15 protein-coding genes are annotated in these 23242 nt (G+C 71.8%); 9 read left to right on the forward strand and 6 right to left on the reverse strand.

What is annotated here, in order from left to right; genetic code table 11:
- Window positions 1–25 precede the first annotated feature (25 nt).
- On the forward strand, window positions 26–466 hold the full coding sequence (locus tag MMA15_RS24165) for a DUF6278 family protein (protein ID WP_241062282.1): 441 nt from the start codon (window positions 26–28) through the stop codon (window positions 464–466).
- Between the two features lie 205 nt (window positions 467–671).
- Here MMA15_RS24165 and MMA15_RS24170 read toward each other — a convergent pair whose 3' ends face one another.
- A complete protein-coding gene (locus MMA15_RS24170) occupies window positions 672–1457 on the reverse strand; it encodes a hypothetical protein (protein WP_241062283.1) in 786 nt (261 codons plus the stop codon).
- A 219-nt stretch (window positions 1458–1676) separates the two neighbouring features.
- Here MMA15_RS24170 and ggt point away from each other — a divergent pair, with 219 nt between their 5' ends.
- From ggt to MMA15_RS24205, 7 genes are all read left to right on the forward strand, one after another.
- Window positions 1677–3506 carry a gamma-glutamyltransferase gene (gene ggt / locus MMA15_RS24175; RefSeq protein WP_241062284.1) on the forward strand — a complete coding sequence of 610 codons (1830 nt, stop codon included), beginning with the start codon at window positions 1677–1679 and terminating at the stop codon, window positions 3504–3506.
- Between the two features lie 141 nt (window positions 3507–3647).
- A complete protein-coding gene (locus MMA15_RS24180; protein ID WP_241062285.1) occupies window positions 3648–5066 on the forward strand; it encodes a hypothetical protein in 1419 nt (472 codons plus the stop codon).
- Window positions 5067–5294: 228 nt separating this feature from the next.
- Window positions 5295–6137: a nitrilase-related carbon-nitrogen hydrolase gene (locus MMA15_RS24185; protein ID WP_241062286.1), complete on the forward strand. Its 843-nt coding sequence runs from the start codon at window positions 5295–5297 to the stop codon at window positions 6135–6137.
- The gene (locus MMA15_RS24190; RefSeq protein ID WP_241062287.1) at window positions 6137–7477 is read left to right on the forward strand and encodes an aspartate aminotransferase family protein; all 1341 of its coding nucleotides are present in this window, start codon (window positions 6137–6139) and stop codon (window positions 7475–7477) included. The genes MMA15_RS24185 and MMA15_RS24190 overlap by 1 nt, the downstream gene beginning before the upstream one ends.
- Window positions 7474–8880 carry a dihydropyrimidinase gene (hydA, locus tag MMA15_RS24195; RefSeq protein ID WP_241062288.1) on the forward strand — a complete coding sequence of 469 codons (1407 nt, stop codon included), beginning with the start codon at window positions 7474–7476 and terminating at the stop codon, window positions 8878–8880. The genes MMA15_RS24190 and hydA overlap by 4 nt, the downstream gene beginning before the upstream one ends.
- 27 nt (window positions 8881–8907) lie before the next feature.
- The gene (locus MMA15_RS24200) at window positions 8908–9915 is read left to right on the forward strand and encodes a TIGR03842 family LLM class F420-dependent oxidoreductase (protein ID WP_241062289.1); all 1008 of its coding nucleotides are present in this window, start codon (window positions 8908–8910) and stop codon (window positions 9913–9915) included.
- A 161-nt stretch (window positions 9916–10076) separates the two neighbouring features.
- Entirely contained in the window at window positions 10077–11633 is a 1557-nt protein-coding gene (locus tag MMA15_RS24205) for an NCS1 family nucleobase:cation symporter-1 (RefSeq protein ID WP_241062290.1), read from the forward strand.
- A 151-nt stretch (window positions 11634–11784) separates the two neighbouring features.
- Here MMA15_RS24205 and MMA15_RS24210 read toward each other — a convergent pair whose 3' ends face one another.
- Window positions 11785–17754: a WD40 domain-containing protein gene (locus MMA15_RS24210; protein WP_241062291.1), complete on the reverse strand. Its 5970-nt coding sequence runs from the start codon at window positions 17752–17754 to the stop codon at window positions 11785–11787.
- A 93-nt stretch (window positions 17755–17847) separates the two neighbouring features.
- Here MMA15_RS24210 and MMA15_RS24215 point away from each other — a divergent pair, with 93 nt between their 5' ends.
- Entirely contained in the window at window positions 17848–19035 is a 1188-nt protein-coding gene (locus MMA15_RS24215) for an SLC13 family permease (RefSeq protein WP_241062292.1), read from the forward strand.
- Between the two features lie 51 nt (window positions 19036–19086).
- On the opposite strand, the gene MMA15_RS24220 is transcribed toward MMA15_RS24215, so the two are convergent.
- The 4 genes from MMA15_RS24220 to MMA15_RS24235 all read right to left on the reverse strand — a co-directional run bounded on the left by MMA15_RS24220 (window position 19087) and on the right by MMA15_RS24235 (window position 23116).
- Entirely contained in the window at window positions 19087–20076 is a 990-nt protein-coding gene (locus MMA15_RS24220; protein WP_241062293.1) for an inositol monophosphatase family protein, read from the reverse strand.
- The gene (locus MMA15_RS24225; protein ID WP_241062294.1) at window positions 20057–20755 is read right to left on the reverse strand and encodes a hypothetical protein; all 699 of its coding nucleotides are present in this window, start codon (window positions 20753–20755) and stop codon (window positions 20057–20059) included. Before MMA15_RS24225 ends, MMA15_RS24220 begins: the two co-directional genes overlap by 20 nt.
- Window positions 20752–21702: a hypothetical protein gene (locus MMA15_RS24230; RefSeq protein ID WP_241062295.1), complete on the reverse strand. Its 951-nt coding sequence runs from the start codon at window positions 21700–21702 to the stop codon at window positions 20752–20754. The genes MMA15_RS24225 and MMA15_RS24230 overlap by 4 nt, the downstream gene beginning before the upstream one ends.
- Before the next feature lie 121 nt (window positions 21703–21823).
- Complete coding sequence (locus tag MMA15_RS24235) at window positions 21824–23116, reverse strand: PP2C family protein-serine/threonine phosphatase (RefSeq protein WP_241062296.1); 1293 nt, start codon at window positions 23114–23116, stop codon at window positions 21824–21826.
- Window positions 23117–23242: the final 126 nt, after the last annotated feature.

The raw sequence follows: 23242 nt of genomic DNA on the forward strand, positions 1-23242 counted from the left end.
ATGCGGGGATGACACCCTGAACCGTATGCACATCCCCTTCCTGGACAACTGGCGTAAGAGGCACGGCGGCGAGCAGGCCGCGTCGCTCTCGGACGCCGTGTCCGGCGATCCCGAGGGCGCCGCGCAGCTCCTGTCTGAGTGCGAGCTGCTGCGGGACCAGGCGGAGGACGCGGGTGTCGAACTCGACGACTCAGCCGAGTCGTTGTCCGCCCTCGACCAGTTGCTGCCGCGCTGGCGCGACGATCCGGAGGTCGCACCCTGGCTCGGCAGCGACGCGGGCCTGTATCTGGGGACGGTTCTCGTACGTACGGTGCCGGGAGCCGGATGGCGGCTGCGGCCGGACGGCCAGCCGGTGGTGCGGCTCGGGTCGGGCCGGGAGCTGGATGTGCTGGAGGAGGGCACGTCGTGGGCGGAGACCGGCACGCCGGAGCTGTCGCAGCTCTACGCGGAGTACTCCGAGGGGTGAGCGCCTAGGCGGGCGCTCCGGCCGGGCCGCACTCGCGAACGGGCGGGCACAGCACGGCACTTGCGGCTCGCGAGGGAAGTCGAGGGGCTCGTGCGCCGGTTCGCCCCCGTGCGCGAGGACCGGCACTCCGTACGGGCCCGGCCGTTCACCTCGGGGCACAGCCCCGGTTCAGGGCGAGTTCAGCTCTTCCCCGGTTCTGACGAGTTCAGCTCTTCGCGCGTCCGCGCCGCCCGGTGCCCTCGGAGTCGATGCTCTTCGGGATGGTCTTGGGCGCGGGAGCGGTCGCCGCACGCGTGACGTCGGCGACGAGTTCGACGACGTCGGCCCCGTACGCCTGGGAGTTGACGACGCGCAGCAGCAGGCAGAAGTTGCCGTTCGTCCCGTACTTGCGCGCCAGCCGCGCGTGGTGGCGGGCCAGATAGCGGGCCGCGGCCTGATTGGTGACGGAACGCTGGCCGCACAGAAGGAAGACGGGGCGGGCCGTGTCGCTCTGCCCGGCCGTGAGCCGGGCGAGGAGCACGTGCTCGCTCACCCCGGACTCCAGCAGATGCCGTTCGCCGCCGATGGTGAAGGCACCGCGGTCCGGGCTGTTGCCGGTCTCGGTGTCCATGTGGACGCCCGGCAGCAGGGACTGGAGATGCGCGGCCATACGGCGGTTGGAGACGGGACCGCCGATGCAGAACTCGGTGCGTTCGCCGAAGCCCTGCTGCGCCATGTCGTGCGATATGAGGTCGCCGTTGGCGCCGCACTCCTTCACCACGGCCGACAGCTCCAGCAGCGCGTAGACGTCGTTGCGGGCCACGGACCACTCGGCGGTCGCCGCGTCGCGATTGACCACCAGCAGGCACTCGGAGTGCTGCGGCAGGCCGAAGAAGCGCTGTTTGCGGGCGAGTACGCGCTGCCACACATAGGTGCGCGCGAACCAGCCGAGGGCGACGGCGACCGCCAACGCGAGCACGCCCGGCACGACCACGGGCAGGTTCCCTGTCATGGGGCGGCAGCGTACATCCGCCGACGCGGGGGGCCTACAGGAGTTGTCCGGGAGCGCACGCCTGGACGGCGCCCGGCGGCGGCCCGTACGGCAGCGCGGGCGGGCCCGCTCCGGTGCCTGTGCCGTCTCGGTTCCGGTGCCCGCACCGTGCCGTACCGGGGCTGACGTGTCCGCGACGGCGGGCTACCCTTCGCTGATCCGTCACGTCAGGAGGTCTCCATGCGGCGCATGACCAACCGCCGTTCCGCCAGACTGCTCGCGGTGCTCACCGCCACGGCCGCCATCGCCGCGGCCGGTGCGGCAGCCGCACCCGCCCTCACGGGGAGCGGCGACGGCCCGTCAGGGCAGAAGCAGTCGAAGAAGCCGGTCGCGGTCGGTTACGGCGGAGCCGTCTCAAGCGTGGACGCCGACGCGTCGGCAGCCGGCATCAAGGTGCTCAAACAGGGCGGCAACGCCGTCGACGCGGCCGTGGCGACCGCCGCCGCGCTCGGTGTGACCGAGCCGTACTCCGCGGGCCTCGGCGGTGGCGGCTACTTCGTCTCCTACGACGCCGCCAGCGGCAAGATCCGCACCATCGACGGCCGTGAGACCGCCCCGAAGAGCGCCGACGAGAAGCTCTTCCAGGAGGACGGCAAGGCACTGCCGTTCGACGAGGTCGTCACCAGCGGGCTGAGCGTCGGCACCCCCGGCACGCCCGCCACCTGGGAGAAGGCCCTCGGCGAGTGGGGCACCAAGCCGCTGGGCAAGGTGCTCGCCCCGGCGGAGAAGCTGGCACGCGAAGGGTTCACCGTCGACGAGACCTTCCGTAAGCAGACGGCGGAGAACGAGGAGCGATTCCGCAAGTTCCCCGACACCGTCGACCTGTTCATGCCGGGAGGCAAGCTGCCGGAGAAGGGCAGCACCCTGCGCAACCCGGACCTCGCCCGTACGTACGACACCATCGCGCACAAGGGCACCGGCCCCCTCTACGACGGCGCGATCGCCGACGACATCGTCAAGACGGTGCGCAAGCCTCCCGTGGACCCGGACTCGAAGAAGGTGCGCACCGGGGATCTGACGCGTGAGGACCTCAAGGCGTACGAGGCCGGGCGGCAGGCCCCTTCGCACACCCGCTACCGGGGGCTCGACGTCTTCGGCATGGCGCCGTCCTCCTCCGGCGGCACGACCGTCGGCGAGGCGCTGAACATCCTGGAGCGCGGCGACCTCGGCAAGCTCAGCAAGAAGAAGCTGCTGCACCGCTACATCGAGGCCAGCCGGGTCGCGTTCGCCGACCGGGGACGCTGGGTCGGCGACCCCGCCGCGGAGGACGTCCCCACCAAGGAGCTGCTGTCCCAGCGCTTCGCCGACTCGCGCGCCTGCCTGATCAAGGACGACAAGGTGCTCAAGAGCCCGGTGGCGCCCGGCGATCCGCGTCATCCGTCCGACTGCGGCTCGGGCGACAAGGCCGCGCCCACCCCGTACGAGGGCAAGAGCACCACGCATCTGACGACGGCCGACAAGTGGGGCAACATCGTCTCCTACACCCTGACGATCGAGCAGACCGGCGGCAGCGGCATCACCGTCCCCGGGCGGGGCTTCCTGCTCAACAACGAGCTGACGGACTTCTCCTTCGAGCCCGCCGACCCGGATGTGCACGACCCGAACCTGCCCGGACCCGGCAAGCGTCCCCGCTCGTCGATGTCGCCGACGATCGTGCTGGACGACGGCAAGCCCGCGTTCGCGCTCGGCTCGCCGGGCGGGGCCACGATCATCACCACCGTGCTCCAGAGCATGATCAACCACGTGGACCGGGGAATGCCGCTGCCCGACGCCATCAACGCCCCCCGCGCCAGCCAGCGCAACGCGGAGAAGACCGAGATCGAACCGAGGCTGTGGAACAGCGACCTGAGGCCCCGGCTGGAGGATCTCGGGCACGAGTTCACCAAGATCGACGAACTCGGGGCGGCCACCGGCGTACAGCCGCTGCCCGACGGCCGCTGGCTCGCCGCGGCCGAGAAGGAGCGGCGCGGCGGCGGCTCGGCGATGGTGGTGCGGCCGTCGAAGAAGTAGCGGCCGTAGCGCGTCCGCCGGTCGGCAGGACCGGCGGAGTCGGCCGGACCTGCCGGTCGGACGGTCGCCGGGAGCGGGACGAAAACCGCCCGTAGCCTCCCGGTAACACCCGGCGTAACACAACGGGTGTGGAATGCGGGCATGGCAGACATGCTCGTTTCGGCCGCCGACCGGCAGCCCTCCGGCGCCGTACGTTCGTACGCCGTCGAACTCCTCGCGCTGGTACGGCGGTTGGACCCTGCATACGGCTGGTTCGCCGTCTTCGCGGAGCACGATCCGGACGGGCTGCGCGAGTGTCTGTGCGGGCGGGAGATGCCGCCTTGGGACGTAGTGGCCTCGCTGCTGGACGACCTGGGGCGGCTGCACGGGCCCGACGCGGCGCAGCGGGCCGAGGAGCGGCTGCGCCCGCTGCACGGTGCGGCCGTCGCCGAATACGACCTCCACGCCGGAGGCGAGCCTGTGCTGCGCCGCCGACTCGCCGCGGCGGCGGGGGAGTTGGAGGAGGCGGCGGCGCACCTTCGCACGCTGGAGGCGGACGGCGGCGCGGAGCAGATGTGGGCGCGTGACTATCTCGAACGCGTCGAGGCGCGCTGCGCGGAGTTGCGTGGCCGTCTCGCGGCCGTCGCGGCGGTGCCGGGAGACGCGCGCCCTCCGGAGCGCCCCGCACACGATTCCGCTCCCGCGCCGGGCCCGGATTCCGCGGCCGATGCGGCCACCCCGCCCGGCGCGGCCCCCGCCCCGCCGCCGCCCAAGCGGCGTGCACGTACGGGGGGTTCGCGGTTCGCGGGTGCCCCCGGCCAGTACACGGAGGACGCGCGCCCGGCGGCGATCGTGCCGCCCGGTGCCCCCTCGCCCGATCTCGCTCCCCGCAGCGGTGATCCCGCCGCGGACGACGCCGCCGCGGCGGCTCCGGGCGGCGAGCCCGCGAGCGGTGAACTCACCCCGCGCGGCGCGCGGTTCGCCGGGGCGGTGCCGCCGCCCCCCACCGCACCCGGGCCTTCCCGTGAGCAGACGGCGGCCGCCCGTGTGCTCGCGGACCAGGCCGCGGCCCGGCTGATACGGCTGCGGCGCGCCGGAAGCGGCGGTGAGGCTCACGCCCTGCTGTGCGAGGCCGCGCACTGGCCGGCCCTCCGACTCGCCGTACTGGTTGACGAGTTGCACGGGCGCGGCCTCTCGGCCGACGCGGACACCCTGCTGTGGGAGGCCGCCGCCCTGCCCTCCGACGCGTTCGCCGCCGCCGCCTCGGCCCTGGCCGCGCTGGGACGGGGCGAGGACGGCGCCCGGCTGCTGCGGCAGGGCGTGGCCCGCCCACCGGGCCAGATCGCGGACGCGGCCCTCGCCCTGCACGGCGACGGCCGCGACCGCGAGGCCAAGGAGCTGCTGGCGGCTGTGATCCGTACCGGTACTCCCGCCGGTGCCGCGCAGGTCGTACGCGCCGCGCCCGCGGTGCTCGTGCGTCTGCTGCTGGAGGCTGCCGGCGCGATGTCCCACGAGCAGTGGCGCAGGGTCGCAAGCGCCCTGCGGACGGCGGAAGTTCCCGGGGTGCCGAGGGCGCGGTGAGCGCCGGTGACCAGTCGGCCGCGGATGCCGCCGACGCCGGGTCGTGCCTGGTGGATGCCGTGCGGACGGCCGTGACGCCTCGCTGCTGCGCCGCAGGCCGGCGGGTGATCGATCGGGCGACGTGACGCAGATGCCCTTGCCACCGTGCGAGAGCCGACCTACGGTCACATTCTCACGCTGATCTACGCGTGTCGAATGGCCTTGACCTCCCGTTCAAAGGAGCTGCTCATGCCCGACGTTGTGCGCGCCGCCCTGGTGCAGGCGACATGGACAGGCGACACCGACTCGATGATCGAGAAGCATGAGCAGTACGCACGCGAGGCCGCCCGGCAGGGGGCACGCGTCATCGGCTTCCAAGAGGTCTTCAACGCCCCGTACTTCTGCCAGGTCCAGGACCCCGAGCACTACAAGTGGGCCGAACGCGTGCCGGACGGGCCGACGGTGCGGCGGATGCAGGAACTGGCCCGCGAGACGGGCATGGTGGTGGTCGTCCCGGTCTTCGAGGTCGAACAGTCCGGCTTCTACTACAACACCGCCGCCGTCATCGACGCCGACGGCACGGTGCTGGGCACCTACCGCAAACACCATCTGCCTCAACTGCCGGGATTCTGGGAGAAGTTCTACTTCAAACCCGGCAACCTCGGCTGGCCCGTCTTCGACACCGCCGTCGGCCGCGTCGGCGTCTACATCTGCTACGACCGCCACTTCCCCGAGGGCTGGCGCGCACTGGGTCTCGCCGGGGCCCAGCTCGTCTACAACCCCTCCGCGACGTCCCGCGGACTCTCCAGCCATCTGTGGCAGCTCGAACAGCCCGCCGCGGCCGTCGCCAACGAGTACTTCATCGCCGCCATCAACCGCGTCGGCACCGAGGAGTACGGCGACAACGACTTCTACGGCACGAGCTACTTCGTCGACCCGCGCGGCCAGTTCGTGGGCGACGTCGCCAGCGACAAGGACGAGGAACTCGTCGTCCGCGACCTCGACTTCGACGTCATCGACGAGGTCCGCCAGCAGTGGGCCTTCTACCGCGACCGGCGGCCCGACGCCTACGACGGGCTGGTGCGCCCCTGATGAACGCCAGGCACACCGCGGACCCCGAGTCGCTGTTCCAGCGCCACCGCGCCGTACTGCCCGACTGGCTCGCCCTCTACTACGACCGCCCGCTGGAGATCACCCACGGCGAGGGACGCCACGTCTGGGACGGCGAGGGCAACCGCTACCTCGACTTCTTCGGCGGCATCCTCACCACCATGACGGCGCACGCGCTGCCCGAGGTGACCAAGGCCGTCAGCGAGCAGGCCGGCCGCATCCTGCACAGCTCGACGCTCTATCTCGACCGCCCCATGGTCGAGTTGGCCGAACGCATCGCAGCCCTGTCCGGCATCCCCGACGCCCGGGTCTTCTTCACCACCTCCGGTACGGAAGCCAACGACACGGCCCTGCTGCTGGCCACCACCTACCGCCGCTCCAACCAGATCCTGGCGCTGCGCAACAGCTACCACGGGCGTTCCTTCTCCGCCGTGGGCATCACCGGCAACCGCTCCTGGTCGCCGACGAGCCTCTCGCCGTTGCAGACGCTCTACGTACACGGCGGGGTGCGCACCCGCGGCCCCTACGCGGCCCTGGACGACGCGGAGTTCATCGACGCCTGCACCGCGGACCTGGTGGACATGCTCGGACAGACCGGCGGCGACGTGGCGGCCCTGATCGCCGAACCGGTGCAGGGCGTCGGCGGGTTCACCTCGCCGCCCGACGGCCTGTTCGCCGCGTTCCGCGAGGTCCTGCGCGAGCACGGCATCCTGTGGATCAGCGACGAGGTGCAGACGGGCTGGGGCCGCACGGGCGAGCACTTCTGGGGCTGGCAGGCACACGACCAGGCGGGCCCTCCCGACATGCTCACCTTCGCCAAGGGCATCGGCAACGGCATGTCGATCGGCGGCGTCGTCGCACGGGCCGAGGTCATGAACTGCCTTCCGGCGAACTCCATCTCCACCTTCGGCGGCAGCCCCGTCACCATGGCCGCCGGCAACGCCAACCTCAACTACCTGCTGGAGCACGACCTTCAGGGCAACGCCCGCCGCGTCGGAGGTCTGCTGCTGGAGCGGCTGAGGGCCGTCTCGGCGGGACTGGGCGTCGTACGGGAGGTGCGCGGGCGCGGCCTGATGGCCGGAGTGGAACTGGTCGAACCGCACAGCGGCGCCCCGTCGCTCAGGGCCGCCTCGCTGGTGCTGGAGGCCGCACGCGAACGCGGCCTGCTCATCGGCAAGGGCGGCGGCCACGCCACCGCCAGCGTGCTGCGCATCGCGCCGCCGCTGAGCCTCACCGTCGCGGAGGCGGAGGAGGGCGCCGAGATCCTGGAGCAAGCCTTGCGCACGGCCGACAACGAGCTGGGAGGGGAGAGCACACAATGACGCACTCACGTACGGTCGTTCGCGGGGGACTCGTCATCACCGCGTCCGACGAGACCCACGCCGACGTCCTCGTCGAGGACGGGCGGATCGTCGCCACCGCCGCCACCGGAAGCAGCGTCGCCCAGGGCTGGACGGCGGAGCGCACCATCGACGCCACCGGGAAGTACGTGCTGCCGGGCGGCGTCGACGCCCACACGCACATGGACTTCCCCTTCGGAGGCACCTTCTCCTCCGACGACTTCGAGTCCGGCACCAGGGCGGCGGCCTGGGGCGGCACGACCACCATCGTCGACTTCGCCGTACAGACCAAGGGCCACGCCCTGCGTGAGGGCCTGGACCGCTGGCACGCCAAGGCAGACGCGCAGTGCGCGATCGACTACGCCTTCCACATGATCCTCTCCGACGTCAACCAGGGCACCCTGAAGGAGATGGACATGCTGGTGGAGGAGGGCATCACCTCCTTCAAGATGTTCATGGCCTACCCGGGTGTCTTCTACAGCGACGACGGGCAGATCCTGCGCGCCATGCAGCGCACCGCCGGCAACGGCGGGCTGATCATGATGCACGCGGAGAACGGCATCGCCATCGACGTCCTCGTCGAACAGGCCCTGGCCGCGGGCAAGACCGACCCCCGCTACCACGGCGAGGTGCGCAAGGCCCTGCTGGAGGCCGAGGCCACCCACCGCGCCATCCAGCTCGCCCGCGTGGCCGGTTCACCGCTTTACGTCGTGCACGTCTCCGCGGAGGAGGCCGTCGCGGAGCTGGCGTCGGCACGCGACATGGGCCTGCCGGTGTTCGCCGAGACCTGCCCGCAGTATCTGTTCCTCTCCACGGACAATCTCGCCGAGCCCGACTTCGGCGGCGCCAAGTACGTCTGCTCCACGCCGCTGAGGCCCAAGGAGCATCAGGCGGCGCTGTGGAAGGGGCTGCGCACCAACGACCTCCAGGTGGTCTCCACCGACCACTGCCCCTTCTGCTTCGTCGGCCAGAAGGAGCTGGGCCGCGGCGACTTCTCCAAGATCCCCAACGGGATGCCGGGCGTGGAGCACCGGATGGACCTGCTGCACCAGGCCGTGCTCGACGGGCACATCTCGCGGCGCCGCTGGATCGAGCTGGCCTGCGCCACCCCGGCCCGCATGTTCGGGCTCTATCCCAAGAAGGGCACGCTTCAGCCCGGTTCGGACGCCGACATCGTCATCTACGACCCGGAGGCACCGCAGACCCTGTCCGCCGAGACGCACCACATGAACGTCGACTACTCGGCGTACGAGGGCAAGCAGATCACCGGCCAGGTCGAGACGGTGCTCTCCCGCGGCGAGACCGTCATCGACAGGCGCACCTACACAGGACGCGCGGGGCACGGGCAGTACACCCCCCGCGGTCTGTGCCAACTCCTCGACTGAATCCGGCGGTTGAAAGGACGGACAGGCATGGACTTCGGACTCGTACTCCAGACGGACCCGCCCGGCTCCCGCACGGTCGGGCTGATGCGCAGAGCCGAGCGGCAGGGGTTCCGCTACGGCTGGACCTTCGACTCGGCGGTGCTGTGGCAGGAGCCGTTCGTCATCCACAGCCGGGTGCTGGACAACACCGAGCGGATGATCGTCGGCCCGATGGTCACCAACCCCGGCACCCGCGCCTGGGAGGTGACCGCCTCCACCTTCGCCACCCTCAACGAGATGTACGGCAACCGCACCGTATGCGGCCTGGGCAGGGGCGACTCGGCGATGCGCGTGGCCGGGCGCAAGCCCAACACCCTCGCCAGGGTCAGCTCCGCGATGACCGCGATCCGCGATCTGGCGGAGGGCCGTGAGGCGGTCGTCGACGGTACGCCCCTGAAGCTGCCGTGGGTGAAGCAGGGCAGCAGGCTGCCGGTGTGGATGGCGGCCTACGGTCCCAAGGCGCTGGCCATGGCCGGGCGTGAGGCCGACGGCTTCATCCTCCAGCTCGCCGACCCCTATCTGACGGAGTCGATGGTCAAGGCGGTGCGCGTCGCCGCGGCACAGGCCGGCCGCGACCCGGACGACGTCACGGTCTGCGTCGCCGCTCCGGCCTACGTCGGTGACGACATCCAGCACGCACGTGAGCAGTGCCGCTGGTTCGGCGGCATGGTCGGCAACCACGTCGCCGATCTCGTCGCCCGCTACGGGGAGGACTCCGATCTCGTACCGACGGCTCTGACCAGCTACATCAAGGCCCGCCAGGGCTACGACTACGCCCACCACGGCCGTGCGGGCAACCCGGACACCGAGTTCGTGCCGGACGAGGTGGTCGACCGCTTCTGCCTGCTGGGCCCGGCGGAGGCGCACATCGAGAAGCTGCGGACGCTGCGGGACCTCGGTGTCGACCAGTTCGCGGTGTACGCCATGCACGACGCCACGGAGTCGGTGATCGACGCCTACGGGCGTGATGTGATCCCCGCGCTCGCCGACGGCTGAGACCGCCGCGGCACCACGGCCGCTTCTCGACTGCCGGGCGCCGGGCGGGTGTTCGTTCCGCTTCTCGCGGGGCGCCGCCCGGCCGCCCGCACCGTCCGGACCGCCTGCCACCTGCCTGCACCACAACCGAAGATCAGCACCGAGCCGAAGAGGTGTGTGCCATGACCGGGACCGTTCCCACCTCCGCACCGGGCCCGCAGGACGCGCCCGGCAGCGGCACCGCTGACGAACTGACGCACCCCGACGGCCGGGTGGAGCTGCCCGAGGGCGCGATACCCGACGGCAGCCGGTTCGCCAACGCCGACCTCCGCCCGGTGCCGCTGGCCAAGCGACGCTGGACGACCTACAACTTCGCCGCCGTATGGATCGGGATGGCGCACAACATCCCCTCCTGGCTGCTCGCCTCGGGCCTCGTGGCGCTCGGCATGGACTGGAAGCAGGCCGTCTTCACCATCGCCCTCGCCAATGTGATCGTGCTGCTGCCGATGCTGCTGACCGGGCACGCGGGCCCCAAGTACGGCATTCCCTTCCCCGTGTTCGCCCGTGCCTCGTTCGGGCTGCGCGGCGCGAACCTTCCCGCGCTGATCCGTGCCGCCGTGGCGTGCTGCTGGTTCGGCATCCAGACCTGGATCGGCGGCCAGGGCATCTTCGTACTGCTGGGGAAGATCTTCGGCGGCTGGACCGAGGCGGCGAAGATCGGCGGGCAGCCGTGGACGCTGTGGCTGTGCTTCCTGCTGTTCTGGGCGCTCGAACTCGCCATCATCTACCGGGGGATGGAGACCCTGCGCCGCTTCGAGAACTGGGCGGCGCCGTTCGTCATCGTCGGTGCGTTCGTGCTGCTGGCGTGGATGGCGGTCAAGGCGGGCGGCTTCGGGCCGCTGCTGGACGAGCCGTCGAAGCTGGGCTGGGGGCCCGAGTTCTGGCCGGTCTTCTTCCCGTCGCTGATGGGCATGATCGCCTTCTGGTCCACGCTGTCGCTCAACATCCCCGACTTCACCCGCTTCGGTGCGGGCCAGCGCGCCCAGGTGTGGGGCCAGTCGCTGGGCCTGCCGACGACCATGACGCTCTTTGCGCTGCTGTCGGTGTTCGTCACCTCCGGCTCGCAGGTCGTCTACGGGACGTCGATCTGGGACCCGGTGAAGCTCGCGGGGAAGACCGACAACATCTTCGGGCTGCTCTTCGCGCTGATCACCGTGCTCGTGGCGACGATCTCCGTGAACCTGGCGGCGAACGTGGTCTCACCCGCGTACGACCTGGCCAATCTCGCGCCGAGGTTCGTCAACTTCCGTACGGGCGCGCTGATCACGGGCGTCGTCGGCGTGGTGATCATGCCGTGGAAGCTGACGGAGACTCCCGAGCTGTACATCTACACCTGGCTCGGCACGGTCGGCGGCCTCCTCGGCACCGTCGCGGGCATCCTCATCGCCGACTACTGGCTGGTGCGCCGCACCCGCCTCCACCTCGCCGACCTCTACCGCGAGGGCGGCGCCTACTGGTACGACGCGGGCTGGAACTGGCGGGCGGTCGCGGCCTTCGTGGTCGGCGGCCTGCTGGCGGTCGGCGGCTCCTACTCGGCCAAGGGCAAGGGCCCCTTCCCCGCCGACGGCCTGATCCCCTTCCTCCAGCCGCTCGCGGACTACGGCTGGGCGGTGGGCGTGGCCAGTTCGCTGCTGCTGTACGTGGCGCTGACGAGGGTGAGCCCGCCCAAGGGGACGTAGAGAAAAGCGAGTTGACGCGGTCGCGTCGGGCCGCTCGGGGGACCGGCGCCGGGGCGGCGGCGCCGGTACCGCGCCGGACCACCGCGCTCGGCGCCGCACCCCGTAGGCCCACGCGCACCCGGCGGCCACGGCGGCCACCGGGTACGCGACGTCACAGCTCCGCGTCGAGGGAGAGGCGGTGCACGCCCGGCAGATAGGCGTCGAGTTCACCCGGCGCGAAGCGCGTCATGCCGACGACGTGCCAGAACTCGCCCGTCACATCGCCCTCGTACTTGTAGCCGCCGCCGGGCGTCAGCGCCGCCCAGCCGCCGGGGACGCCGATCAGCGTGGCGCGCGGCGCGGGGGCGACCCGGCCCCCGGTCTGCGCCCCGGCGTCCTCTCCGTCCTCTCCGGGCTCTCCGTGCTGCTCCTCGTCACCGGTGAGGGACCACAGCCGTACCGTGCCGTCCTCGCCGCCGCTGGCGAGCTGCGAGCCGTCCGGGCTGAAGGCGAGCGCATGGACCCGCCCCGTGTGGCCCGTCAGACGCGCGGTCAACTCGCCGCTGTCCGCGTCCCACAGGCGGATCGCACGGTCGTCGCCCGCGGTCGCGAGCAGCGGCAGCCGCGGGTGTGCCGCCGCGGTCCACAGCCGTCCGTGATGCCCGCGCAGGACGTGCCGCTGTCTGCCGCCCTCCCAGATCACGGCCGTACCGTCCCAGGACGCGCTCAGCACCGAGGTGCCGCCGCGGCAGAAGGTGACGGCGTACACGCGGTCGGAGTGGCCCTCGAGTTCGGCGATGAGACGTCCTGTGCGCGGCTCCCACAGCCGTACCAGGCTGTCGTCGCAGCCGGTGGCGAGGACTTCGTCGTCGTCGCGGAAGGCGATGGAGCGCACCCGGCCCCGGTGCAGCTCCAGGGTCGTGACATGTGCCCCGGTGCTGCGCCACCACAGCCGTACGGTGTCGTCGTCGTTGGCGGTGGCGAGCAGTTCGCCGTCGCCGCTGAACGCCTCGGCCCACGTGTGGTCGGTCTCGACGTCGATCTCGCGCAGATACTCGCCGTCGGCGGCGTTCCACAGGTAGACGTCGCCGTCGTTGCTGGCGGTGCCCAGCACCGGGCCCGCCGGGCTGAAGACCGCGGAGACCAACCGGTCGCCGCGGCCCGCCAGTTCGGCGGTGCGGCGGCCCGTGCGCGCGTCCCACATCCGCACTATGCCGTCGTTGCCGCCGGTGGCCATGCGGGTCCCGTCGGCGCTGAAGGCGAGCGTGTTGACGCGGCGCCCATGGCCGCGCAGGATGCGCCTGCCCTGGCCCGTACCGGCGTCCCAGATCTGTGCGCCGCCGTCGTTGCCCACGGTCAGAAGCTGCCGGTCCTGGGGGCGGAAGGCGCAGGCCCATGCCGAGCCCCGGTGCTCGACGGGCTGCTGCGGCAGCAGCGACACCCGCGCCCCTGCGGCGCCGTCGGAGGAGGCCACCCGCCACATCCGTACGGTGCCGTCGCTGTCGCAGGCGGCGAGCAGCCTGCCCTCGTCGCCGAAGAGCACCTGGTAGACGGCGCCGGTGCAGCGCTCAAGCGACCCGGCGGCACTGCCGGAACGCGGATCCCACAGCCGCACCTGGCCGTCGGTGTCGCCGCTGACGAGCAGACCGCCGCCGGGATGGAAGTCGAGGGTGTAGACGGGACCGGAGTGACCGGTGAACTCATGCAGCGCGGCGGGCTCTTCGCCGCTGCCGCCGCCGGTGCCCCTGCCCTCGGTGAGGGCGCCCGTGTCCCAGACGCGTACCATGCCACGGCCGTCCTCGCCGCGGTCGCCGGTGGCCAGCAGGCTGCCGTCCGGGCTGAACCTCGCGCGGTACACCGCCCCCCGGTGTGCGCGCAGTTCACGCAGGCAGTGCCCGGTGCGGGTGTCCCAGACCCGCAGGCCCGCCCCGGCGTCCCCCGTGACGAGGGTGTGCCCGTCGGGGCTGAAGACGGCCGTGTAGACGGGCGCGGTGTGTCCCGGCAGGCGGTGCACGGGCGTGCCGTCGGCCACGTCCCAGAGGGTCACCAGCCCCTCGGCGTCTCCGGTGGCCAGCAGCCGTCCCGAGGCGTCGAGGGAGACCGGCCACACACCGTCCGGGTGGACCTCGATCCGGTGCAGGCAGCGGCCCGACACCGGGTCCCACAGCCGTACTTCGCCGTCGGCAGCGCCCGTCGCCAGCACGTTCGCCCGGAACTTCACGGCGTAGACGCGGCCTTCGTGCCCGTGCAGCGTACGGGCTGCCCTGCCGGTGTCCGCGGCGCAGACCAGCACGCCGCCGTCCTCGCTGCCCACGGCGAGTAGTTCGCCCTCGGGGCTGTAGGAGATGGGCTCGGGCAGCCGGCTGGTACGCATGTCGAAGCCGTAAGGCACCCCGACCGCCGAGGGACGCAGCCCCGCCTCGACCGGCATGCCCGGCGCGACCGAGGCCGTGGCCAGCTCGGGCGCCGACTGCTGCGGGCCGTCGGTGACGGCGTCGACGAGAGCGGCCCGATTCCACCTGCTGCCCGCCAGACAGGCGCCGCGAAGATCGGTACGTACGAGCCGGGCGCGGCGCAGATCGGCGCCCGTGAGGTCCGCTTCGGAGAGGTCGGCCTCGTCGAGCCGTGCACCGACGAGGCGGGCGTCGCGAAGCACCGCACCGGAGAGATTGGTGCCCAGCAGCCGGGCGTCGGTCAGGTCGGCACCGCTGAGGTCCACACCGGAGAAGTCACGGGCCGAGAGGTCCTCGCCGATGAGGCGGGCGCCGCGCAGATCGGCGTCGGCGGGCACCCGCAGCCGGTCGGTGATCCGTACGGCGTTGGCGCGTGCGGCCTCGCTCGTGCCGGGCCCGGGGGCGTTGAGCATGCCCTGCACCCACGCGGTGCAGCGCGCATGGTCGGCGAGGTCGCAGAAGAACTCCACGGCGAGCTGCGTCAGCGGACGAGCGGAGAGCAATGTGCTGTCGCCGCGGGCGAGTTGGGCCGCCGCCTCGCGTGCGACGAGCCATTCGACGACGGAGCCGTGGATGAACTGGAACAGCCCGTCCTCCGTGCGTACCAGGAGGCTGCCCGCGCCGACGGCCTGCGCGCTCTCCAGGTTGGACATGGTGCTGCTGCCCGCGAGTCCGCTGAGGGTGTCCGCGACGGTCTCGGTCAGCTCGTCGAGTCGCAGCGCGCTGCGCCCGCTCTCCCACAGCCGCTGTGCGAGCGCGGTCACGGCGGCCCACAGATGCTCCGTGCTCAGGCCGGGCGCTGCGCCGGGCCCGCCCTGGCCCCGGCGCTCTTCGAATGCGAGCCACGCGCTGAAGACGTCCTCGTAGAGACCGGCGGGGCTCAGGGCGCGCCCGGCACCGGCCACCGCGCGAAGCTGCTCCGGCGCCAGGTCCGCCACGAAGCTCAGCAGGCGCGGATTGGCGCACAGCTCCAGCAGGTCGGGGATGTTGCGCAGCATGCGGAAGCGTTCGTCCGCGACGGCCTCGTCGCCGTAGCGGTTGACGAGGTAGTTGCGGATCTGCGCCGGTACGAAGCCCTCCAGGGACAGCACGCGCCGCCGCGGCAGCATCCCCACGCGTTCGCCCAGCGCCGTGAGGATCTGCGCCTGCGACTTGAAGTGCTGGGTGCGGCTGCTGACGACGATCTTGGCGTTGTCGACGGACGCGTCGAGGAGGACCTGGAGGTGGTCGGCGGCACGGTCGTAGCTGACGCGGTTGACGAGTTCGTCGAAGCCGTCGAAGAGCAGCACCACCCGGCCCTGCCCGAGCATGTAGCGCAGCGCTCGCAGGTCGATGGTGTCGACGCCGTGCCCGGCCAGATGCGCGGCGACGAGCCCTTCGAGGCTGTGCGCACGGTCGAGCGTGTTGAGGGGGATGAGCAACGGCGTGAGATGGGGGAGCTGTTCGGGGATGCGCCGGGCCAACTCCCGCAGCGCGAAGGTCTTTCCATGGCCGAAGTCGCCGAGCAGCAGTATGAAGCGGCCGTGGTCCGCGGCGAGCAGGTCGAGCATGTTCTCCACGAGCCCGTCGCGTTCCTCGCCGTCGGGGCGTTCGGCGTCGCGGTAGCGCCCGGGGAGATAGAGCCCGGGAGGGTAGCGCCCGTCGGCGGCGAGCCTGGCGGTCTGCGCCTCGACGTATGCACGGAGGTCGAGCAGGCCCTGGAACTGAAGGAAGCTGCGCACCCGGATGCCTCGGCGGCTCGCACGCTCCCTCAACTCCCGTTCCGGCGCGGGGCCTTCGTGGACGATCTCCGCCTCGGAACCGGTGTCGGTGGCGTGCGCCTGCGCGATGAAGCGTTCGACGTCGTCCTCTGTGGGCGTGCCGGGGTGTACGGCGATGCGCTGCTGCCGTACCACCCCCTCCTCGTGCCAGGTGGCCATGATCTGCGGCATGTCGCCCGGGTCGCGGCGGGGCACGTCACGCAGCCGTACGCCCTCCCGTCGCGCCCGGCACACCTCGCGTACCCGCTCCACGAGGGAGTCGGCGGGCTCGTCGAGGGGCCGGTTGTCGCTGTCGTCCTCGGACGCGGCAGCGGCGGGCAGCGGCGCGGCCGTCTCCTCGGGCACGGCGAAGATCCGCTGAGCGGCGCGCCATTCGAGGGGGAACTCCCTCGGTTCGGCGCCTGCCTCGTCCGTCCAGCGTGTGATGCCGCCCGCGCCGACCCGCAGCAGCTCGCAGCGGGCCGGTGCCGCCGAGCCGAAGAGCGGCAACTCGCCCGCGGGCGTGCTCAGTTCGCCGTACGACGGCTCGGAGGAGGTGGTGCGCGGGCCTCCCGTGGGGCCGTGCAGCACGAAGTGCAGACGGCGGGCGGTGAGCCTGGCGAAGGTGTCGGCGTCGCGCAGCGGGCCCGGGCCGCCGGGCGCGTCGCCCGGCCGTTGCCGCCCCTCGGTGAGGGGATGGCGCAGCACGCCGATGCGCAGCCAGCCCTCGTCCTCGTAGGTGCGCAGCGCCTCGGAGAACCATGTGGCCTGATCGCGGCCGAGGAAGCCGTACTGGTCGTCGGTGCGGTGGCTGAAGGCGATGGAGGAGTTGAACCCGGCGACGACGGTGTGCAGTTCGGGCACGGGGAAGAGAGTCCAGGGCTGGTCGCTCTCGAAGACCGTGTCCATCCCGTGGTACAGGCCCCTGAACAGGCGTGTGTAGTGGCGCCACTTGGGCCAGTACGGAGGCTGCGGCGGCACCTCGTCGGCCTCGCAGGTGTGGAAGTAGCCCAGGCAGGCGGCCTGGCTGACGTCCTGCGTGCCCGGTACGACGACCAACCGCTGTGGAGGCAGGTCGAGTTGGGAGCGCAGCCCGGTGAGGAAGCTCAGGGCCTGGTCGCATTCGCGTGGACTGCCCGAGGCGGTGAGATCGCCGGAGACGACGAGGAGATCGGGGGCGGGAGCGCCCGCGTCCTTCAGCTCCACCAGGTCGCTCCACATCTCCCGCAGCAGCGACTCCGGTTCACGGCCCCGGCCGAAGTTGGGGCCCGCCACGTGCAGTACGGACAGGGCCTCCTGCGGCCCGCTTCCGCCGGGCGCCGCCGGATAGTGCGGAGCCCTGGCGGGACGGCGGCGCCCCGGCCAGCCCGTACGGCCCAACGGGCGCGGCCCGTCGCCCTGTTGGGCCTCCACCGGCACAGGCACCTCATCATGAGGCGTACGCGGCCCCGGCACACCGGAGAGCGCGGAGCCGCCCGGGTAGCCGGGACGCAGCCCCGGCCGGGCATGGCCCTCGACGGCCTGGCCGACGCGGGTGAGCAGCATGCTGCGTGCCGTCTCCGTGTCGGTCACGCCCACCAGGTCGACATAGGTGATCGTGGCGAGCAGCCCCTCGATGGGGATGTCCTCCACGCGCACGGTCAGCAACTTCCGCTCCGGGGCCTCCGGTTCGGCGCGCAGCGCGGCCTGCCACTCCATGCGCCCGTACGTGGAACGCCCGTAGTGGCTGGAGAGCACGGCGATGACGGCCACGGACTCGCTGACGCCCCGGTCCATGAAGTCGATGAAGTTCGTGCCCGGCACGAAGTCCCACGCCTGGATCACCGTGCGGTAGCCGGCCTCCTCCAGCGTCCAGGCGATCCACGAGGCCCACTGCTCGTCCGCGGGGGAGTAGCTGATGAAGAAGTCCAAGTCCCGCGTGTGCGCTGCCAGTTCCCCGTTGTCCGTCATGGGGGCATCGTAGGTTCCGCGGCACAGGACGGGCATCTCGGGTACGACAGGCAGCGACCTGCCCCTCACATCGTGTGTGCGATTCTGTCGGACGTGCGAATCGTGAAGAGTGTGCATCCGCTGGACTGGCTGGCCGCCGGGCTGCTCGTCTGCGGGCTCCTGCTGGTGGCCACCGGACTGCTGCCCACGGGTCCCGCCGGGGACGCGATGACCCGCATCGGGCCGCTGCTCGTCTTCCTCGCCACGGCCATCGTCCTCGCCGAACTCACCGGCAGGGCCCAGGTGTTCGACGCCGTCGCCGCATGGGTCGCGCGCACCGGCAAGGGCAGCTATCCGCTGCTGTTCGGGCTGTGCGTGCTCTTCGCGTCCGTCACCACGATCACGCTCAACCTCGACACCACGGCCGTGCTGCTCACTCCCGTGATGCTCGCCCTCTCCACCCGTGTGGGCATCGCGGCCGTGCCGCTTGCCATGACGACCGTGTGGCTGGCGAACACCGCGAGCCTGCTGCTGCCCGTCTCCAACCTGACCAATCTGCTCGCGGCCGACCGTGTCGCGCTGTCGCCCGTCGAGATGGCGGCCACCATGTGGCTGCCCCAACTCGCCTCGATCCTGGTGACGATGGCGTGCCTGTGGGGCTTCTACTGGCGGCGCGGGAGGCGCGGCTCGGAGAGCTACATACCCCCGCAGCCGCTGCGCCCAGCCGACCCCGTGGTCTTCCGGGTTTGCGCGCTCGCGTGCGTGGGGTTCCTGGTGGCGATCCTCGTCGCCGACATGCCGCTGTGGTGGGCTTCCACGGCTGCGGCGCTCGTCGTCGTCGGAGTGTTCGCGCTCAGGCGGAGATCGGAGCTGCGGCTGTCGCTCATCCCATGGCGGCTGATGATGCTGGTGCCCGGGATGTTCCTCGTCGTGGAGACGGTCAACGCCAACGGCCTGCACGACGTGCTCACCGCGGCCGTCGGCTCCGACGGCGGACTGCTCGGCATGCTCCGCTCGGCGGGCGTCGGCGCGGGCCTGTCCAACGTGCTCAACAACCTCCCCGCCTACCTCGCGGGAGAGGCGGCCGTGCCCGTCGAGAACAAGCACCAGCTGCTCGCGCTGCTCATCGGCACCAACGTCGGCCCGCTGGTGACCCCTTGGGCGTCACTGGCGACCCTGCTGTGGTTCGAGCGCTGCCGCACGCACGGCACGCGCATCCCGCTGCGGCGCTTCATGGCGACGGGCCTCGTGCTCGCCGTGACGGCGACGCTGGCGGCGACCGTCCAACTCGCCCTCGTCTGACGGCGTTCGGCCGGGGCGTTCCATGCGAGCCCGGCCCGCGTGCCCGCCGTCTCAGGGCGCCGCCGCGGAGACGAGGTCCACCAGATGCGGAAGCGTCTCCCCGCGTGCCGCGACGAAACTGCGCCCCGAGTCCGGCCCGTCGAAGCCCACTTGGAACGCGCCGCCCGCCAACGTACGGAATTCCACGCCCGCTTCGGCCGCCAGCAGCGCCCCGGCCGGGAAGTCGATGCCCTCCGCCCGGTAGCCGACGTACCCGTCGATGGTGCCGCTCGCCAGCATCGTCCAGCCCAACAGCGGTGCCCAGAGCTGGAGTACGCGCCGCGAGTGCAGCTCCAGCGTGCCGCGCAGCGCCAGCGCACGGGCATCGCCGCGGCTCACCGCATGGCCCTGCGTCCACGCCAGTACGGGCCCCGAGCGCGGAAGCCGCCCGCAGGGGCCCTCCAGTCGCGCCGAACCGCACCACGTGCCCTGCCCGAGGGCGGCGCGCCACGTACGTCCCGTCACCGGCTCGTGCACCACGCCTACGACGGGCGAGCCGTCCACGCACAGGGCGATCCCGACCGCGTAGGCGGTGAGCCCTATCGCGACGTTGTTGCTGCCGTCCAGCGGGTCGACCAGCCATGTACGGCTGCCCTGCGCGTCGAGCAGCCCGGCCTCCTCGGAGACGATGCGCTCGTGCGGGAAGTGCGTGCGCAGCCGGTCGAGTACGACCTTCTCCGCCGCCAGATCCAGATCGGTGACGACGTCGCCGCCGTCGCCCTTGCTGCGTACGGTGTGCGCCTGCCGGAATCCGGCGCGCAGCAGCGCACCGGCCTCCTCGGCGGCCTCGACGGCCACCTTCTGCTCGTAGGAGTACGAACCGGCGTCCGGGGCGGCGCCTCCGGGCGTGCCGGTGTGCCCGTCGCCGTCCGCGTCGCCGCGTGTGCCGGGCTGCTCGCCGGTGCTCGACTCGGCCTGTGCGCCTGCTCGTTCGCCGGACCGCCCGCCGGTGGTCTCGCCCGCCCGTTCCGCCCCGCCCGTCTCACTCCGGTCTTCCTGCATGGACCCTCCTCAGCGCCGCCCGCACGGTCCTTCGGGTGTCTTCTGCCCCGCAGAGCCGCCGCACAGTGCGGTGACCGCCGCCTTCCAGCGGTCCGAGGAAGAGATCGGTGCGTCCCGGCAGCGTCCTGCCCAGCACCAGGGTGGCGGCGGGCTCGCCCCGCTTGACGACGGTCGAGTGGAACTCTCCCGCCGCCAGCGTGTACGTCTCACCGCCGCCGCTGGTCTCCTCGGGACCCGGCTCACTGCGTACGAGACGCCGGGTGGGCCGCAGTTCGTCGGTGCCGTCCGGGGTGCTGTGCACCTCGAAGACACGGTGGGTGGGGCCGGGCGCGGGCGCGGGTGCCGGATCGGCCACCCGCACCGGCACGTTGGAGACGTGCCCGTAGAGAACGTGGCTGAGCAGTTCCCAACTGTGGGCGTGCACACCGGACTCCGCGGGCCGCCGCCCGGCCGTCGCCGCCCCGTCGAAGAGATGGACGCACACTCCGCGTCCGCCCTCCCGCACCACGGGCAGACACAGGAATCCCAGCGGATGCAGCACCGCACGCAACTCCCGCTCGCCGGAGGCGATCTCACCGAGTACGCCGGCGACGGCCTCGCGCGGCGCGGCCGTCGTGGGCCCTCCGCTGCGCAGTGCGTCTTCGAGCTCGTCGTAGTCCATGGCGGCGGCGGGGGTCACCTCCGGTAGGGGTCGTCGGCGTGGAGCGCCTTGTCAATGATCTCGCCGACGTCCCCGTCGGTGAAGACGGAGGGGAGCGGAAGGCTCAAATGGTCGAAAACCGCCCGTACTTCGTCGACGGTCGGCTCGTCGCTCAGCGGCGGCAGCGCATGCAGGTCGAGCCGCTCGGCCTGCTCCCTGCTCTGGTGCAGCTCGGTGACGTAGTAGTCGTAGAGCGGCTGGTCACGGGCGACGAGCAGGTTGACGCGATTGGGGTCGTCCTGCGTGATGACAAGGCAGGATTCGGACAGGTCGAAGCGGAGAGTCGGCACGCCGGAGGAGAGGTGGACGCTGATCTCCAGGGTGTCCAGCCGCTGCCTGTACCAGCAGGCGGCCAGCACCGTCGCATACGACTCCTTGCGGGTACGGGTCGTCGTCCAGGCGTTGGCCGCCTCGGTGTTGCGCTGCCGTGCGAAGGTCTGCCGGAAGCGCGCGTAGTCCGAACAGGTCTTCTCGCTGCCGGGGTTGATGATGTCGATCTTGATGCTGAGCGGCGTGCGCTGCCGGGTCGCCGCCTCGACACAGCGCGGCAGCGTCACCGCACGCAGATAGGTGCCCGTACCGCCCTTGAAGTACCAGCGGTTGGTCTGCTCCCGTGCCTTGCTCAGCGCCTCGCCGACCTCGCTGCCCGACAGGGAGCGCACCATCGCCAGATCCTCAAGGGCGCGGCGGGTGTCCGCCGACACCTCCTGGATGTCCGAACGGCGGCGCACACGCTCGGTCATGGAACCCACCGCGAGCGCGCCGAGCACCAGCAGCGTCGCCCCCGACGAGACGTCCTCGCTGACGACCTCTCCGAAGACGTCGAGGAACCCGATCGTCAGGCCGAGCCCTACGGCGATGACGACGTCCAGGTTCCTGATGACCCAGCCGATGCCGGACTCCAGACGTCCGGGACGCTGTGCCACGAAACCACCCCTCCCCGTGATGACCAGCATCGTAGGAGGAGCGGCGGGCGGCCCGCCAGGCGGGTCCGCTCCGGGGGACGGCCCCGCGCCGCGCCCGGACGGGCCGTCAACCGGCCGCGGCTTACGAGGAGTTCTTGAAGTCCAGGCAGAGCGCCGTCGCGTCGTCGCGCGGATCGTGGCCCTGGTCGGCCAGTACGGAACGGGTGAACGCCTGCACCGCCTCACGAGGGTGCTCGGAGGCGGTCGCCTCCAGCAGGCGGCGCAGACTGCGGTCCTCCTGCGTCGGCTCCAGCATGCCGTCGGTGAGCAGGAGGAGCCGGTCGCCGGGGCGCAGATCGAGGCTCTGAAGGCGATAACCGGACTCCGGAAGGATTCCGAAGGGGATGTCCACGAGCGGGGTGAGCTGTTCCGCTCTGCCGTCGCGCAGCCGCAGCGGAAACTGGTGCCCGGCGTTGACGAAGGCGTTCTCCCCGGTATCGAAGCCGATCCACATGAGCTGCCCGGTGACCATGGCCTGCGCACCGTGCTCGGCCAGCGCGCCGCGCACCTGCTCGGTCTGTTCGGTCACGGCGTCGTGCTCCTGCACGGCGTGCTCCACGACGGCCTGGTTGGCCGCCCTGGCCTGGTCGATCAGGCCCTGGCCCGTGCGGCGGGCGTTGCGCAGCGCGGCGACCACCACCGTGGCGAGCTGCGCCGCCCGTACGTCGTGGCCCATGGCATCGGTGAGGGACACGGTGATGCCGTTCTCGCCCAGCGCGTAGTCGAACGTGTCACCGCCGACCTGCGCGGCGGGCTCCAGCGAACCGGCGAGGGTGACCGGGCCCGCCTCGCACGTGTACGACTCCGGCAGCAGCTGATGCTGTATCTCGGAGGCCAGCGACATCGGAGTGGTGCGCCGCCCCCACTCGTAGAGGTCGGTGAAGCGCCTGTTGACGATCACGACATAGGCGAGGGCGTGTGCGGCCTCGGTCATGTGGTCGAGCTGTGCGCGGTCGGGCGGCTCTGGCAGCGTCAGCTCCAGCAGCCCGATGGCGTCACCGCGGTGGGTGACCGGTGCGATGACCTTGGTCAGCCCGGAGTGCGGCTCCGACTGCTGCGCGGGTCCATGCGACAGGACGCCCATGGCGTCGACCGCTTCGAATTCCAGGGACCCGATCCAGGGCCGCTGCGAGCGGACCACGTGCCCGTAGACGGTCCCGGCGAGCGCCAGCGGCTTCGGCCCGTCCCCGCTCGCGACGTTGTCCCCGGTCAGCCGGACGACGGCCTTGCCGCCGAGGTCCGTGATCAGGAAGGACACGTCGACCGCCTGGAACTCCCGCTGGAGTATCCGCGCGAGCACGGCCACCGATCTCACCGGCCGCTCGATCTCCACGGCGGACAGCAGCTCGGCCACCCAAGCACGCCGGTCACCCATGTACCGCGCCTTTCGCTCCCGTCGGGCACAAACCCGGACCCGGTCCCGCCCCCGCGGACGGCCCGTTGCGGGGGCGGGCCGGTGGACGGTCCTTCCGGTCAGCGTGCTGCCTGTTCACGGGAGCGG

It is taken from the genome of Streptomyces marispadix, assembly GCF_022524345.1.
GTDB lineage: Bacteria > Actinomycetota > Actinomycetes > Streptomycetales > Streptomycetaceae > Streptomyces > Streptomyces marispadix.

Coding starts and splice junctions, on each gene's coding strand:
- MMA15_RS24165 (WP_241062282.1), top strand. CDS start 26: ATGCACATCCCCTTCCTGGACAACTGGCGTAAGAGGCACGGCGGCGAG.
- MMA15_RS24170 (WP_241062283.1), bottom strand. CDS start 1,457: ATGACAGGGAACCTGCCCGTGGTCGTGCCGGGCGTGCTCGCGTTGGCG.
- ggt (WP_241062284.1), top strand. CDS start 1,677: ATGCGGCGCATGACCAACCGCCGTTCCGCCAGACTGCTCGCGGTGCTC.
- MMA15_RS24180 (WP_241062285.1), top strand. CDS start 3,648: ATGGCAGACATGCTCGTTTCGGCCGCCGACCGGCAGCCCTCCGGCGCC.
- MMA15_RS24185 (WP_241062286.1), top strand. CDS start 5,295: ATGCCCGACGTTGTGCGCGCCGCCCTGGTGCAGGCGACATGGACAGGC.
- MMA15_RS24190 (WP_241062287.1), top strand. CDS start 6,137: ATGAACGCCAGGCACACCGCGGACCCCGAGTCGCTGTTCCAGCGCCAC.
- hydA (WP_241062288.1), top strand. CDS start 7,474: ATGACGCACTCACGTACGGTCGTTCGCGGGGGACTCGTCATCACCGCG.
- MMA15_RS24200 (WP_241062289.1), top strand. CDS start 8,908: ATGGACTTCGGACTCGTACTCCAGACGGACCCGCCCGGCTCCCGCACG.
- MMA15_RS24205 (WP_241062290.1), top strand. CDS start 10,077: ATGACCGGGACCGTTCCCACCTCCGCACCGGGCCCGCAGGACGCGCCC.
- MMA15_RS24210 (WP_241062291.1), bottom strand. CDS start 17,754: ATGACGGACAACGGGGAACTGGCAGCGCACACGCGGGACTTGGACTTC.
- MMA15_RS24220 (WP_241062293.1), bottom strand. CDS start 20,076: ATGCAGGAAGACCGGAGTGAGACGGGCGGGGCGGAACGGGCGGGCGAG.
- MMA15_RS24235 (WP_241062296.1), bottom strand. CDS start 23,116: ATGGGTGACCGGCGTGCTTGGGTGGCCGAGCTGCTGTCCGCCGTGGAG.